The sequence below is a fragment of the Parabacteroides acidifaciens genome, assembly GCF_003363715.1.
GTDB classification, from domain to species: Bacteria; Bacteroidota; Bacteroidia; order Bacteroidales; family Tannerellaceae; genus Parabacteroides; species Parabacteroides acidifaciens.
On the sequence record NZ_QREV01000008.1, the window covers coordinates 120,328 to 135,769 of the forward strand.

Consider the following 15,442-nt stretch of genomic DNA (forward strand, 5'->3'; position numbering starts at 1 on the left):
ATCTTCATAGTTCATATATGTCGGATGAAAATAGCGTGTATTAGTGGTTCTCGTATACCTCTTCAGCCAGAATGATGCGTGCGCTTTTTTTGAATATGTCATACAGCCATATACGAGCTTTTTCATTATCTTTGCTTCCGGAAGTTAAAAAGAAGAAAGGATAACAGTTATGAAAGCAACAATATCATTAGAAGGAATCTGGAAGTTTCTACAGTCTTTATCTTTAAGTGCTAACAATAAGGAGTGGCTAGGTGAAAAACTACTTGAAGAAGCGCGAAAAGAGAAGGCAGAAAAACAGGAATCTTATGAAGATTTCATTTGGAATATGTGCGGTGCCTGGAAAGATGATCCGCGTACAACGGAGGAAATCATAAAAGATATCCGCAGTTCTCATCAGTTTGGAGTGACACGTCATATAATGCCTTTGGATGATGAAGAAAAGTAAGTATTTATTAGATACCAACATTTGCATAGCTTTGCTTCGAGGAAACGAAGATGTTGCGCAAAAACTGATCAAGATAGGTGAAGGAAACTGTTGTTTGTCAGTGATTACACTCTATGAATTAATGTTTGGTGCATATTATTCCAGACATGAAGATCGGGAGGTCCCCAAAGTAAAGACTTTTACCGGTCGTTTCCCGATTGTCTCATTACTGGATTTTGCAGAGGATTATGCTAAGATGAAAACGCTATTGCGTTCAGATGGAGTAATGATTGATGAATTTGATTTATTGATAGCTGCTACAGCTTTATCCGGTAATTACATATTGGTTACAGATAATTTGAAACATTTTCAGAGAATAAAAGGTCTATCTTTAGAGAATTGGATAAATCGTTGATTACTCTTTTTCTCCTCCCCCTTAAAAAGATCGTCCCGCCTGGCCCCGTGCTACAAGCGGGACGTTCCTATTAACACATCCCCTTTCTTATAATTAATTACCTTTGTCCTTCGCCGATCATCTCTTCAGCCAGGACGATGTCTGCGTCCTTCTGGATGTTCGGGAGTTCGAGGCCGTAACCTTTGATGCGGTCTTCGCGTTTCAGCAGCAGGGAGATGAAAAGCGCCAGAATGCCGAAGCAGGTGAAGATCATCATCGGGATCATATAGTTGTAAGTCGGTTTACCGTCTACCATGCCGGTAATACAGTATTTGTCCAGTACGATGCCGATCATATACGGAACGCCCATCAGTCCCCAGTTCTGTACCCAGAAAATCAGTGCATATGCCGTGCCCAACTTGTTTTCCGGAATGATCTTCGGAACAGAAGGCCACATGGCGGAAGGAACCAACGAGAAAGCGATACCTAACAGGATGATGAGGCAGAGTGCCACAATCCAGTTATTCAGCATCGGGATGGAGAACATACAGTGAATGAAGATCAGCATAACAGAGCCGATAATCATAATAGTCGCCCCTTTCCCTTTACGGTCGTAAAGGTTACCGAAGAACGGAGTCAGCAGGATGTTTCCGAAAGGCAATAACGCCGGGATGACGCCCGACCATTCCGGGTCGATACCAAACTTATTGATCATCAGGTTCGGTGCATATTTTAGGAAGGGGAATACAGCGGAATAGAACAATACGCAAAGCAACGCCATATACCAGAAGCCTTTCAGCGTGATGATATCCAGTATGTCGCCGAAACGGAACGGCTCTTCGGCTTCTTCTTCGCCTGTGGCGGCGGCAGCGTCTTCCACATCACGTCTCTTATCCATGACAACAAAGACGATGAATGAAATCAAACCGATGCAAAGCAGGATCAGTCCGATAAAGATCGGCATACTGATAGAGTTGCCGAATGCGCGGCTTAACAGCGGGGTAATACCGATTGCCAATCCCGTACCGATACGGGCGCAAGCCATTTCGAGTCCCATTGCCAAAGCCATTTCCTTGCCTTTGAACCATTTGACTATAATCTTTGAAACGGTAATACCGGCGATCTCAACCCCAACGCCAAACAAGGCATAGCCAAGTGAAGCGACCAGCAGCGGATAGCCCCATTCCGTACCGAAGATAGAAACTGTTTCGCCACCGAAATCGTGCGATACGCCGAACCATTTGATAAATACGCCGACAAGCATGATGCTGGTTGCCATAACTCCGGTGAAACGTACGCCCATCTTGTCCAGGATCATTCCGCCGAAGATAAGCATCAGGAAGAATACGTTGAACCAGCCATAGGCACTGGTGAATTTGCCGTATTCATTGGCTGTCCATCCTAATCCTCCACCATCGACCGGTGTTTGCAATAAGTCCTGAAGCGGAGCCATCATATCTGTGATGAAGTATCCGCAGAGCATTGTAAATGCAACGAGCGCCAATACAGCCCATCGTGCTGTCTTTGATTCGCTCAGTTTTCTCTGAATTTGTTCTGTCATGATATTTGTTTATTGAATTAAGTTATTATTATCCTTTGATGAACAGGGGCAAGGCGTCGGCAACGACAAAGGTGCTGCCGCCAATAAAAATCGTGTCGTTTTGCCCGGCGCGTGCCAGCGCTTTCTCTACGGCTTCCGGAACAGAATTGCATACGACACCCGACAGTCCGTGCCGGATGGCCAGCGCAGCGAAGTCTTTTGCCGGCATTGCCCGTTGTACGGACGCTTGGGTGAAGAAGTAAAATGCTTCCTTCGGCATCAGTTCGAGCACACCGTTGATGTCTTTGTCGTTGACCATGCCGACGATCATATATAGTTGCTTGTGTTGCGTGATCTCTTCTTCCAGTTGGATGTTCAGGTATTGCCAGCCTCCGACATTGTGCCCGGTGTCGCATACGACCTTCGGGCTTTCCTGCAAGACTTGCCAGCGTCCCATCAGGCCTGTCAGTTCGACGACGTGTTCAAATCCTTCGCGGATTGCTTCCACGGGTATGTTGACTCCGGACGCTTTTAGCAGGTCGATGGCTCCCAATACGGTTGTTGCATTCCTGAACTGTACGACACCGCCTAACTGTCCGGACAATTGTCCGTATTCTGTCGAGTCCAGATGCCATTTGCCGGTCTCCGTCAGGTAGGATTCTTTCAGATATTCTTTGTCTTGTGCAAAAAGAACTTGCGTACCGGCTTTGTCTGCGGCATCCAAAAAGACCTGTGCTACGCTGTGGTGGTCTGCCTCGCCGATCAGTGCAGGAACATCTTTTTTGATGATGCCGGCTTTCTCGAAGGCAATCTTTTCGACCGTGTCGCCCAAAAATTGCGTATGGTCCAGGCTGATATTCGTGATTACGCTTAGGATCGGAGTGATGATATTCGTACTGTCTAACCGCCCTCCCAAACCTACTTCGATCACGGCATAGTCCACTTCCTCCGTACGGAAATAATCGAAAGCCATGCTGGAAGTCAGTTCAAAGAAAGAAGGATGGAGAGGCTCGAAGAATGAGCGGTGGCGTTCTACAAAATCTATAACATATTCCTGGGATATCTTTTGCCCGTTCACCCGGATACGTTCGCGAAAATCGATCAGGTGCGGGGAGGTGTACAGTCCGACTTTATATCCCGACTGCCGTAGAATAGCTGCCAGCAGATGGCTGACGGAACCTTTTCCGTTTGTTCCTGCGACATGGATTGTCTTATAGGCTTTATGCGGGTTGCCTAAATAATCATCCAGTGCGATGCTGGTTCCCAGTCCGGGTTTGTAAGCTGAAGGTCCGGCATTCTGAAATACAGGAATGCTGGTATATAGATAGTGTAGCGTTTCTTCGTACGTCATACAGTTGTCATTTATGTTTCGCAAAGTTAGGTACAAATATTTTAGGAAAAAAGAAATTACCTAAAATACTACTCGAAGTCCCGCCGGCAGGTTAAATGGGCTATAAACAAAGAAAAGGATATCCGCTATCGGGTATCCTTTTCAATACAGTTCTTATAATTCAGTGAATTAATTTCTTGGTAGTGCTTCTTTAACAACCATCGGACGGCCTTCGTATGTAGCTCCGTTCAATTCTTCGATTGCTCTTTTTGCTTCTGAAGTTTCCGGCATTTCGATGAATGCAAAACCTTTTGATCTTCTTGTGTCGCGATCTACGATAAGTTTTACTGATTCAACAGTTCCATACTCTTCCATTACTTCTCTCAAATCTGCTTCCCTAACGTTGTAGCTAAGGTTACCAATGTACATGTTCATAAATATAAAAATAAAAAATTAATAATTCAACAACAGAATATAAGGAAGTTCTTAATCAGAGGTGGAAATACTCAATCTGGATAACTGAGGAGATACATATGAAAAATCAAATCGAAATAAATCTCTTATTGTTTGTTGATACAAAGGAAAGCATTCTTTTTGGATAATGCACTATCTTGTTCCGTTTATATTGAATAATACATTTCTTTTATGAAATAAGGTCAATACTTAAGGTTTAAAATACCTTTCCAAATTTATTTATACCTTTGCACCCCGTTATAGACGACATTACGGATAAATAAAATAAGGAAATGAATAAACAACGCGTGGCATACACTCCGACCGGCGGAGTGTGTTCTAAGATGATGATTATCGATTCGGAAGATAATGTGATTAAGAATGTTCAGATCGTCGGCGGTTGCCAGGGCAACACGCAGGGGCTGTCCAGATTATTAGTGGGTATGGATGTAAACGAAGCTATCCGGAGACTGGAAGGTATCGACTGCCGCGAGCGGGGAACGTCGTGTCCGGACCAGCTGGCGCAGGCCTTGAAGCAGATCAGTCGATAATCAGTTTGTAACCGATCCCACGTACATTCAGGATTTTGATCGATTCGTCTTTTGACAGTTTATGCCTCAGTTTGGTGATAAAGACATGCAGGCTGCGGGCATTAAAGAATGAATCGTCTCCCCATAGTTCCAGCAGGACGTCTTTCATGGGTAACACGTGATCTTTGTTTTCACACAGCCGCTTCAGTATTTCGGACTCCCGGTTGCTCAGCAATTGTTTTTCTCCGCAGTACTGAAGTGTTTGGGTGATGGAATCGAATATATATTGACCGAGAGTGAAAGAACTGGTCTCCTCCTTGGAAACAGTTATCTTGTTCAATAACGCTTTAATACGGATGATCAGCTCTGCCATGCCGAAAGGTTTTTTCAAGTAGTCGTTACCGCCTAATTCGAAACCTTCTACGACATCATTTGCCGCCGAGCGGGCGGAGAGGAAGAGCACAGGTATTTGATGGTCTGTCTTCCGTATATGCCGTACCATTGTGAAACCGTCTATCTTCGGCATCATGATATCCGAAACGATGATATCCGGCCTGGTCTCTTTATAGCGGGATAATCCCTCTTCGCCGTTAGCTGCAATAAATACTTCAAATTCATTCCCGTCCAGCGTGTCCTTTATGATCATGGCAAGGGTGGGTTCGTCTTCTACTAATAAAACTCTGATCTTATCCATTGATATTAATTTTTAAAATGAAGGGTAAACATAGAGCCTTTTCCCGGCTGGCTCTTGACTGTCACAGTTCCATTGTGTTTAGCCATCATGTCACGGACATAGTATAATCCGAGGCCGAAGCCTTTTACATCGTGCAGGTTCCCGTTTGGAACACGGTAGAATTTATCGAAAACTCTTTTCTGATTGGCTTCGCTGATACCGATTCCCTCGTCTGTCACCGAGAGGGTCGCCTCTTTGGAAGACAGTGCGCTTTTGATCCGTATGCGGCAAGGTTTCTCGCCGGAATACTTGATAGCATTCCCAATCAGATTACTGAGCATATTATATAAGTGGGTACGGTCGGCCGTCACAGCCATCCGGTCCGGTATTTCGGATATGATACTGACCGGCTTGTCTGCTTTCAACTTGAATTGTTCGATAAGCGGTGTAAGCACATCCGCCACTTGTACCGATTCGGGATGAAGGCGGAATGTACTTCTGTTCTCAACGGAAAGGGTCAGGATTTGCTCGACCAATCCGGACAGATGGTTCAACTGTTCCCGCACGATATTCAGGTATTTCCTTTGTTTCTCGTTGATTGTATCGCTGTAGTTCAACAACACATCGTTAGCGGCAAAGGCGACAGAGATAGGTGTCTTCAGTTCGTGTGTCATGTTGTTGGTGAAATCTGTTTTCAGTTCCTCTACTGTTTTTTGTCTCAAAATGGTGTAAAGCAGATATACAAAAGCAATCAGGATAATCACAAAAAGCAAAAAAGAAGAAATTAATATACCAGCCATCTGCCGGAATACAATCTGGTCGGGAGATTGAATTTCCAGATCATAGTAATATTCTCCCGGCTCGATAATATGGGTGAAGCGAACGGCATTTTTCCATGATCCTTCTTTCCGGGATGTTTCCGTATAAGTATAAAGTACGGAATCTTTCGCTTCTTGCCGAATCACCCGCAGACGGTATGGAGCGGCGATTTCTCTTTCCTGTAACCCATCCTTTAATAAAGTATTAAATTGCGCATAATTAATAGGCAGTAATGAGTCTATCTGCTGGTGCATGAGTATTTGTACGTTTCTTTCCAACGTACCGATCATCTGTAAATATTCATTTAATGTCTTGGCTGCTTCCATATACTGAATTGTATAGCCCGGAGAAGATTCCATGATTTTATCCAGAGAAATAGACTCCTTTTTCTTTTCCCATGCCGTGTCTTGGCTAAAGCTGAATTGAGGACTTATTTCGCCGTGGAAGTCGTTTTTGCTCAGCGAGTCCAAGCGTAGGAATATTTCCATATAGTCAGCCATTCGCATGGCTTCCTCTATTTTATCCCATGTGTTTTTCTTGTTGGATACGTATAATCCCTTCAGCCAGTATCCCTGTGAAATCAACAGTCCGGCAAGTGAAAGGCATATAAGCGTTGCTATTATCTTAAATCGGAGACGTGTTTTCATTTCTTCTTCTTTACGGCAAAAGTAAATGTTCCGATTCGATTTATAACGAATCCGATAAGACTAAATAACACTTTTATTAGTTTTGTGTCAGTTTATAATCATCAGGGGCTATCCCCGTATTCATCTTAAAAATACGTCTGAATTGTTGTACATTGGGGTATCCCAGCCTTTCTGCCACTGCGCCGGCAGTACATCCTTGTTCCAACAGCATCGTTTTGGCGGCTTCCAACTGTTTGAACTGGAAATATTCGTCGATATCCTCTCCCGTCTCAAAATACAATAAATCATTGAAATATTGGGAGGATAAATGGAGTTTATCGGCACAATATTCAGCCGAAGGTGAAATTCCTTTTTTTAGCTTTCCGGATTGGATGTACTCATCCAGTAATATGTTTGTTTGGCGGATAAGAGACTTGTTTGCCTCACAGCGTGTAATGAACTGGCGTTCATAGAAACGGGTACAATAGTCAAGTAAGAGCTCGATATGCCTTGAAATCAGAGTTTTGCTATGGTTGTCTATAGCGTGTTCCAATTCCTCTGCGATGTTATGCTGGCAGTCTATGATTTTACTTTTCTCGCGCAGGGACAAGTGGAGGGCTTCATCCGGTTTATAGAAGAAAAATGTATAATCCTCTATAATCCAGTCCAGCGAAGTACGGCTGAGTAAATCAGGATGGAATGCAAGCAGCCTACCTTTCCGGCGGAGCAGTTCGTTATGGTCTATATCGATGGATTCGCCCGGAGTAAGGAACAGGAGCGATGCATTGGAGTAGTCACAAGACTTGCGTCCATATGAGAAATCTTCCACATCCCCTTCCAACATAATAATAGTATAGAAATCGAATTTGATGGTACATTGCTCTAAATTAGCCTTCGACAGGTCGACAACACTGACAAGCGGATGGAGCGTCTTGCATCCTAAACAACGGTTGCACTCGTGTATTGTTTCTATATTTAATATACTTTCTTTCATAATATATTCATTTTCTTGTATTCATTGGGCGAACAACCCACATTCTTCTTAAACAGGCGCGAGAAATGTTGTGCATACTGAAATCCCAGTTCGTAGGCTATGTCTGATACGGGTCGGTTAGTGTTTACAATCCGGTCTTTGGCGAGGCTTATGAGCTTGGATAATATATGTTGCTGGGCTGTCTGTCCGGTTTCCTTTTTAATGAGGTCGCCAAAATAGTTTGGGGAAAGGAAGACCTTGTCTGCAAAGTATTTCACTGTGGGATACCCCTTGTTTTCCGCATTCCTGCCCTGAAAATAATCGTCCAGAAGTTTTTCGAACTGTACAAGAATATCTTTGTTTACCTTACTGCGAGTGTTGAACTGCCGTTCATAGAAACGCATACAATAATCAAGTAGCAGCTCGATGTTTTTGGCTATCAGTATTTTGCTGTGCTTGTCTATGGCATGGCTCAACTCTATCCGGACTTTATCGAGGCAATCGATGATGATTTGTTTTTCTTCTTCGGATACATGGAGTGCTTCGTTTACTTCGTAGGAGAAGAAAGAATACTGTTTGATATTCTCTCCGAGCGATGTACCCCGTATCAAATCCGGATGGAAAACAATGCCGACTGAAGAGGGGCGGGCATCTTCCTTCAAATCAATCCCGATTACCTGTCCGGGAGCGAAACTGACGATTGTCCCTTCCTGGTAATCATACAGTTTTTTCCCATATTTCAAGTCGCCGCATATGGTCTGTTTCAGGAAAAGCGAGTAAATACCCATATTCATGCGGATATGGTTGGGATAGGCAGTCGCTTTTGTCAAATCCACAACTCCGACCAGTGGATGCATGGTTTCCAGGCCATACAGCTTGTTGTACTTGTCTATAGTATCTATTTTTACTATTTCATCCATATTTATAGTGCATTATATAAAAATTAAATTGAGCTATTGCATGGCCTGTCTGTGTTGCAGTCTGTATTCGTAAACGCAAGTGTTTAAATTAAAGCAAAGATATGAATAAAAACCATAAGAATTTCAGACAGTACGTGAAATCTGTAATATTAAGGTACAATTATTTCAGTTTGTCATATTCTGCGTCAGTCACCGGTTCGAGCCACTCCGCACTTGCCCCTTCAGCCGGAACGCCGATGGCGATATGTTGAAACCAGCTGTCGGCTGTGGCACCATGCCAATGTTTGGTTTCGGCAGGAATATCGACCACGTCACCGGGATGTAATTCCTGAGCTTGTTTGCCCCATTCCTGATACCATCCTCTGCCGCCTACGCAGATAAGGATCTGGCCGCCTTTGTGGTGGATATGCCAGTTGTTGCGGCAACGTGGCTCGAAAGTGACATTGTCTACATGCAACTTCCCTTCACCGGTCGCCAGTCCGGCCAAATAGCTGTTCCCGATGAAATATTTGGCATACGCCGTATTGGGTTCGCCTTTTGGAAATACGCAGTTCTCTATTGGTTCACCTTCTCTGAATTCTTCACCATAAACTTCTGCAATAGCTTTCTTGGCACGGTAGGCTTCGGGCTCGCCTACTTTTTGCAGTAGCACGCCGGGGATGGAATGTATTTCTGCATCCGTCAGCCCCATGTTCTTTGCTCCACGCACGTGCGATTTCAGTTGCGGTTCCACTCCTTTGATACCGGACAGTGCGCTGACCGTTACCAACTCACGTTCGGGGAAAGTCAGGTTGTTACGTGCAAAGATGTCGCCGAAGAGATGCGCTTTCAGATAATAATCGGTAGCCGGAGCGAAGCTATAGTCGAAGGGGGCGCCACTGAGTTTCGTCTGTATAGCCGTACCTTCTTTCAGAGCATCGAAATCATCGGGTAGGGGATCGGCTTCTTTGCCTTCTTTGTCTCTGATACCCTTTGCCTTGCGTTCGGCCAGTACTTGCTGGAGGACTCCCAACGCATTGAGGCTGCGTGGAAAACCGGTATAAGCATAGAGATGCGAGAGCGCTTCTTTTATTTTACTGACTGTCAGACCTTCGTCCAACCCCGTATGGATAGCTCCGGAAAGATTTTCCAGGTCACCTTTTGCCTCAAGGCATGCGATGGCAACGATGTTCTGTTGCCGCTGGTTCAATACATTCTCCATATTTTGTTGTGCTTTAATGGGATGGCAGGCGGCTATGGTTAATAGCGCTACTGCTATCCGTTTGTTTATTGTTCTCATACAATCTGTTTTTTCTTAGTTACTGTGACAAAGGTACTCTTGGTCCGGCGATTGGCTTGTGCATGAATTACTGATTATTCAACCATTATTACTGTTTTAAGCATACCGTTTCGCCGAGAGGATAATCATGCAAATAAATTATCAGGTCTATAAACAATGAGAACGTTTGCAGATTTTGGGAACGTTCCCGCAATCGTTCCCAATAAAGTGCGGTTTCATTTCTTTTAAATTGTTCTTTCCGCTCCTTTTCTTTGCACAAGAAAAATCAATATTAAATTAAAATATCATGAAAACAAAAAGAAATTATGTAGTGGGAATCGGTGAAGCTTTATGGGATGTACTTCCAGAAGGAAAGAAATTAGGCGGTGCTCCGGCCAATTTTGCTTATCACGTATCGCAATTCGGACTACAAAGCCGGGTGGTCAGTGCAATTGGCGAGGATAAATTGGGAAATGAGATATTGGATAATTTTCAAGGCAAGGGATTATATACCCTGATTGAAAAAGTCGAGTATCCCACCGGTACGGTACAGGTACAATTAGACAATGAAGGAGTACCTTGTTATGACATTAAAGAAAATGTGGCTTGGGACAATATCCCTTTCACTGACAAGTTGAAGCAACTCGCACAGAAGACATGTGCCGTTTGCTACGGTTCTTTGGCTCAACGGAATGTTGTATCCCGTGAAACGATCAATGCCTTTCTGGATGCCATACCGGATGGTAAAGGACTATATAAAATATTTGACATTAACTTGAGGCAGGGCTTCTATACCAAAGAAATTATTTGCAACTCCATGCAGCGGTGCAACATCCTGAAGATAAATGATGAAGAATTGGTCACCGTCAGCCGTATGTTCGGTTATCCAGGTATTGATTTGCAGGACAAATGCTGGATTCTGCTTGCAAAGTATAAACTTGAGATGCTTATTCTGACTTGTGGCGTAAATGGCAGTTATGTGTTCACTCCCGGCAGTGTGTCATTCGTCGAAACTCCGAAGGTTGAAGTTGCCGATACGGTAGGGGCGGGAGATTCTTTTACCGCCGCATTTGTTTCCGCCATCCTTAAAGGAAAACCTGTAAACGAAGCGCACCAACTGGCCGTAAATGTTTCCGCTTACGTTTGTACCCAAAACGGGGCGATGCCGGAACTGCCGGAAAACTTGATAAACAGAGTTTTGTAATCACTTGATTTTTATCGCTAATACTATGATATCAAAACACAAAGATACTCATTCTGACGAAGTACCGTTTGCTGTGGATGCACGCATCTTGATTTCAGCATTGAGCACGATCGAACGGTTGGGAGAGGCCGGATTTTTAATTTTCTCCAGAATTAACTCGGCGGCATTCTTTCCCATTTGGTACAAAGGCGGCTCAACCGTCGTGAGTTTCGGATAAACAATCGTGGAAAGTTCGGTCCCGGAAAAGCTGGCTATGGCTACTTCTTCCGGGATTTTTTTGCCCGCGTCTCTCAGCCTGTTCATGGCACCAATGGCTAATGTATCCGTAAAAGCAAAAATTGCATCAAAGGGAATATTTTTTTCCATCAGGCTATCCGCTGCATTCTTTCCGTCTTCAAAAGTCAACCCGGACTTTATCAGCATATCGTCATCAAAAGAAATCCTGAACTTCGACAAAGCATCCTTATATCCTCTGACCCGTTCGATGGAATTATACACATCGTCGGGACCTTGTATGTGAACGATACGCTTACGCCCGTTCCGGATGAGATGTTCTATCAGAAAAAAAGATTTCATGTAATCGTCCACTATCACCTGCGGCACATCAAGTCCGTGAGGGATGCGGTCGTAAAACACCATTGGCATTTCTGCCTTTTGCAAGCGGAGATATTCCTCCCTGTTCTTTTTATAGCTACATAGGCTGATAATGATGCCGTCCACCATAAAACGCTCCATCAATTGCAAGTTCTCCTTCTCTTTTTCCGGGTCTTCCCCTGATTCTGCAATAATCACTTTTATGTTGTTAGCATAGAGCACTTCCTGTATTCCATTTATTACTCTTGAAGCGAACGGAGTAACCATTTCCGGTACTATCACCCCTACCGTATTTGTATGGCCATATTTAAGGTTAGTCGCGACAGGGTTTGGTTTGTAGCCTAACTTTTTTGCTGTTTCCAGCACTTTCTCCTTGGTCTCTTTGCGGATGTTCTTGTCATCCACCAATGCACGGGATACGGTGGAAACGGATATGGACAGATGTTGGGCTATGTCTTTGATGGTTATGTGTTTCATGGTCATTCTTTTTTTTAACCAAGGCAAAAATATCTATTTAAACTGACAAATCCTAATCTTTGAGAACGTTTGCAGATTTTGGGAACGTTCCCGCAATCGTTTGCAGGCAAATGGATGGGAAAAGCCTGTCTTTTTAATTCCCTGCTCCTTATTTTTGCTGTATCAGAATTGATGTTGAACATTTAAAAACAAAGAAAATCATGAAAACACAAGTCATTTCTTACCGTTACAACCGTGAACAAATCAAACCGGGTATCCTGCATATCGGAGTCGGTAATTTCCATCGTGCTCACGAAGAGTTTTTCACCAACAGATTGCTTGAAGATCCCACCCAACAGAATTGGGGTATCTGCGGTGCCATGCTGCTTCCCGGTGATGAATACTTGTATAAGGCACTGAAGAAGCAGGCTAATGAATACACGCTGACCGTATGTGGACGCGACGGCAACGATGAAGCCTATCGTATTGGTTCGCTGGTGGAACTAATCTGGGGAGTGGAAGACCCGGAAGGTGTCATCACTAAAATCGCAGACAAAGACATCCGCATTATCACACTGACCATCACCGAAGGCGGTTATAACATAGAAAAGGCATCGGGAGAGTTTATGCTGGATGATGAGAAAGTGAAACATGACCTGCAGCAACCGCATAGCCCCGTAACAACATTCGGATTCATTGCCGAAGGATTGCGCCGGAGAAAAGCTGCCGGAAACGGTCCCGTCACCATATTGTCTTGCGACAACTTGCAACATAATGGCAATACTGCGCGCAAGGCTTTCACATCCTTCATCAAAGCACAAGATGAAGAACTGGCAGCATGGGTAAATGAGAACATTACTTTCCCCAACAGCATGGTAGACCGCATTACGCCTGCCACTCGGCCCGATGATATTATCCGCCTGAACGCCAAGAATGGAACGGATGATGCCGCACCGGTCTACTGCGAAGATTTTATCCAGTGGGTGATTGAAGACAACTTCATAGCCGGACGTCCCGCATGGGAAAACGTGGGAGCCGAATTCACGCAAGACGTCACCGCCTACGAGAATATGAAACTCAGTTTGCTGAACGCTTCGCATACATTGCTTTCTTATCCCTCGTTCCTGAGCGGTTACCGTAAAGTGGACGACGCCATGCATGATGAACGGATTGCCAAGTTTGTACGTACCTTTATGGATGTGGACATCACTCCTTATGTTCCGGCTCCGGGCAATACAGACCTTGAACTATACAAACAGACCTTGATTGAACGCTTCGGTAATCGTTCCGTCAGCGATCAGATAGCACGTTTGTGTTTCGACGGCCTGTCCAAGTTTCCGGTATATGTGATGCCGAATCTGATCAAGATGATAGCCGGTCATGCCGATCTCACCCGTGTTGCCTACCTGATAGCCGCCTACCGCCATTATCTGAAGTTCAAGACCGATGACAGCGGCGTAGCCTTTGATGTGGCAGAGCCTTGGATGAATGCCGATGATGAAAAACTGATAAACAGCGACGATGCTGTGGACTTTTTGGGCCTTTCTGCTTTCCGCAGCACTGACCTGAAAGCTGCCGGTGAGTTTGTTCCACTCTATCTGAAAATGACAAATGCTATCAGTGAGCAGGGCGCAATGGCTGTCTTGGAAAGCATATTGTAATAGAAGCACATTCAACCTTTACATCATGAATACACAAAAGAACAATAGTCTGGGACCCTTCGTGGTCCTGACTTTCATTTATTTCATCGTAGGCTTCCTGACTACCGTCAACGGGCAGTTTCAGGGACCACTGAAAATTGCGTTCCTTTCCCACACCGAGGAACTGAAAAATACGCTGACCACGCTTATCTCCTTTTTCTTTTTCCTCGGCTATCTGTTGAACAGTTCGCTGGGAGGGCGGTGGATTAACAGCCACGGTTATAAAAGTACGTTGTTGCGGGCACTGGCCGTCATGGTGGGTGGACTGCTGACATATTCCTTCTCATCGTGGCTGGTGGTACATTATGGCGAAGCCGGAATAAATATTTTGGCTGACCGTATCCCTTATGGTTATTTCGTTTTTCTGCTGGGCTCTTATTTAATGGGGACATCCGCTGCACTGTTGCAGGTGGTGATAAACCCTTACATTGCAGCGTACGACTTGCCGGGCACGCAACCGGTACAGCGGATGAACATCGTTTGCGCCATCAACTCGTTCGGCACAACGATTGCACCTTTCTTCGTCACCGGAATCATGTTCGCAGGCGTGGCATTGGAGAGTGTTACTGCCGACCAACTGCTGGTTCCCTTCCTGCTGATAGCCTTGTGCATCATCCTGACTACGGCGGTAACCTCGCGACTGAGTCTTCCCGATATTCAGGGAACCCGCGCTGACAGCGGCGAAAAACTGTCCCGTAGCATCTGGTCCTTCCGTCACTTGAAACTGGGAGTTATCGCCATTTTCTTTTATGTAGGCGCTGAGGTATCGGTAGGTGTGAATGTCAACTTGCACGCCATGGAATTGATAGAAGCTGGCCACGGCCTTTCCTTCTTCGGCAAAGACCATCTGATTCTTTGGGGATTGGATTTGGGTATTCCCGCATTGTTAGCTACCCTTTATTGGGGCGGCTTTATGGTGGGCAGGCTTACATTCAGCTTTTTCAATCAGGTTTCCTCCCGTGTGTTGCTGGTTGTCACTACTTTTATTGCTATTGTCCTTACGTTCATTGCCATTTTTACCAATAATCTGTGGGTATTGGTCTCTGTCGGTCTATGTCATTCGGTCATGTGGAGTTGCATTTTTACATTGGCCATCAAGGGGCTGGGGAGATATACTTCCAAAGCGTCCGGTGTCTTTATGATGGGGGTGTTTGGCGGTGCCATTTTTCCGGTGTTGCAAGGTGTGCTTGCCGATATATGGGATTCATGGCAATGGACTTGGCTAATTGTGATTGTCTGCGAGCTGGTAATGCTGTACTATGCTCTGTCCGGTTCACGCATCAAGGATGCCGACAAATTACAATAACCCCCCTTTTCAGACATTTTTCTATTTCGTCCGAAATTTTGATCCATTTTGGATTGACTTTTTTCATGGTTTTGGCCTTTTCGGTTGACAACAGAGAAAATGAGGTGCCGAGGTCGTTCTGAAAAGTATTCTTTTTGATTGCTGAAAATCGGAAACACCGACAATGTGATAAAGCTTAACTCCCGGAGAATCGAATATTTGAAAACAAAACGGACGGCGTTCCAAATATCCCAAGGAAATTC

At 44.7% G+C, this 15,442-nt stretch carries 15 protein-coding genes; 6 read left to right on the forward strand and 9 right to left on the reverse strand.

The window, feature by feature from the left end; genetic code table 11:
* Positions 1-169: 169 nt before the first annotated feature.
* A complete protein-coding gene (locus DWU89_RS05565; RefSeq protein ID WP_115498648.1) occupies positions 170-445 on the forward strand; it encodes a hypothetical protein in 276 nt (91 codons plus the stop codon).
* Positions 429-839: a PIN domain-containing protein gene (locus DWU89_RS05570; RefSeq protein WP_244205861.1), complete on the forward strand. Its 411-nt coding sequence runs from the start codon at positions 429-431 to the stop codon at positions 837-839. The genes DWU89_RS05565 and DWU89_RS05570 overlap by 17 nt, the downstream gene beginning before the upstream one ends.
* 97 nt (positions 840-936) lie before the next feature.
* Here the strand turns inward: DWU89_RS05570 and DWU89_RS05575 are convergent, their stop codons facing one another.
* The 3 genes from DWU89_RS05575 to DWU89_RS05585 all read right to left on the reverse strand — a co-directional run bounded on the left by DWU89_RS05575 (position 937) and on the right by DWU89_RS05585 (position 4,123).
* The gene (locus DWU89_RS05575; RefSeq protein ID WP_115498649.1) at positions 937-2,379 is read right to left on the reverse strand and encodes an MFS transporter; all 1,443 of its coding nucleotides are present in this window, start codon (positions 2,377-2,379) and stop codon (positions 937-939) included.
* Between the two features lie 28 nt (positions 2,380-2,407).
* Complete coding sequence (locus DWU89_RS05580) at positions 2,408-3,709, reverse strand: bifunctional folylpolyglutamate synthase/dihydrofolate synthase (protein ID WP_115498650.1); 1,302 nt, start codon at positions 3,707-3,709, stop codon at positions 2,408-2,410.
* 168 nt (positions 3,710-3,877) lie between these two features.
* On the reverse strand, positions 3,878-4,123 hold the full coding sequence (locus tag DWU89_RS05585; RefSeq protein ID WP_115498651.1) for an RNA recognition motif domain-containing protein: 246 nt from the start codon (positions 4,121-4,123) through the stop codon (positions 3,878-3,880).
* Positions 4,124-4,434: 311 nt separating this feature from the next.
* Here DWU89_RS05585 and DWU89_RS05590 point away from each other — a divergent pair, with 311 nt between their 5' ends.
* Positions 4,435-4,692: a TIGR03905 family TSCPD domain-containing protein gene (locus DWU89_RS05590; protein WP_115498652.1), complete on the forward strand. Its 258-nt coding sequence runs from the start codon at positions 4,435-4,437 to the stop codon at positions 4,690-4,692.
* Here the strand turns inward: DWU89_RS05590 and DWU89_RS05595 are convergent.
* The 5 genes from DWU89_RS05595 to DWU89_RS05615 all read right to left on the reverse strand — a co-directional run bounded on the left by DWU89_RS05595 (position 4,682) and on the right by DWU89_RS05615 (position 9,961).
* On the reverse strand, positions 4,682-5,365 hold the full coding sequence (locus DWU89_RS05595) for a response regulator transcription factor (RefSeq protein WP_115498653.1): 684 nt from the start codon (positions 5,363-5,365) through the stop codon (positions 4,682-4,684). The two genes, DWU89_RS05590 and DWU89_RS05595, sit on opposite strands and share 11 nt — an antisense overlap.
* Before the next feature lie 5 nt (positions 5,366-5,370).
* Positions 5,371-6,810: a sensor histidine kinase gene (locus DWU89_RS05600; protein ID WP_115498654.1), complete on the reverse strand. Its 1,440-nt coding sequence runs from the start codon at positions 6,808-6,810 to the stop codon at positions 5,371-5,373.
* 76 nt (positions 6,811-6,886) lie between these two features.
* On the reverse strand, positions 6,887-7,783 hold the full coding sequence (locus DWU89_RS05605) for a helix-turn-helix domain-containing protein (RefSeq protein WP_115498655.1): 897 nt from the start codon (positions 7,781-7,783) through the stop codon (positions 6,887-6,889).
* A complete protein-coding gene (locus DWU89_RS05610) occupies positions 7,780-8,682 on the reverse strand; it encodes a helix-turn-helix domain-containing protein (protein WP_115498656.1) in 903 nt (300 codons plus the stop codon). The genes DWU89_RS05605 and DWU89_RS05610 overlap by 4 nt, the downstream gene beginning before the upstream one ends.
* Before the next feature lie 160 nt (positions 8,683-8,842).
* A complete protein-coding gene (locus DWU89_RS05615) occupies positions 8,843-9,961 on the reverse strand; it encodes a carboxymuconolactone decarboxylase family protein (protein WP_115498657.1) in 1,119 nt (372 codons plus the stop codon).
* A gap of 286 nt (positions 9,962-10,247) precedes the next feature.
* On the opposite strand from DWU89_RS05615, the gene DWU89_RS05620 reads away from it, so the two are divergent.
* Positions 10,248-11,144 carry a carbohydrate kinase family protein gene (locus tag DWU89_RS05620; protein WP_115498658.1) on the forward strand — a complete coding sequence of 299 codons (897 nt, stop codon included), beginning with the start codon at positions 10,248-10,250 and terminating at the stop codon, positions 11,142-11,144.
* A gap of 48 nt (positions 11,145-11,192) precedes the next feature.
* Here the strand turns inward: DWU89_RS05620 and DWU89_RS05625 are convergent, their stop codons facing one another.
* Positions 11,193-12,215, reverse strand: a complete 1,023-nt coding sequence (locus tag DWU89_RS05625) for a LacI family DNA-binding transcriptional regulator (protein ID WP_115498659.1) — start codon at positions 12,213-12,215, stop codon at positions 11,193-11,195.
* A 200-nt stretch (positions 12,216-12,415) separates the two neighbouring features.
* On the opposite strand from DWU89_RS05625, the gene DWU89_RS05630 reads away from it, so the two are divergent.
* Together DWU89_RS05630 and DWU89_RS05635 are read left to right on the forward strand one after the other, a co-directional pair.
* The gene (locus tag DWU89_RS05630; RefSeq protein ID WP_115498660.1) at positions 12,416-13,855 is read left to right on the forward strand and encodes a mannitol dehydrogenase family protein; all 1,440 of its coding nucleotides are present in this window, start codon (positions 12,416-12,418) and stop codon (positions 13,853-13,855) included.
* A 25-nt stretch (positions 13,856-13,880) separates the two neighbouring features.
* Positions 13,881-15,200, forward strand: coding sequence for an MFS transporter (locus DWU89_RS05635; protein WP_115498661.1), 1,320 nt, complete (start codon positions 13,881-13,883; stop codon positions 15,198-15,200).
* Positions 15,201-15,442: the final 242 nt, after the last annotated feature.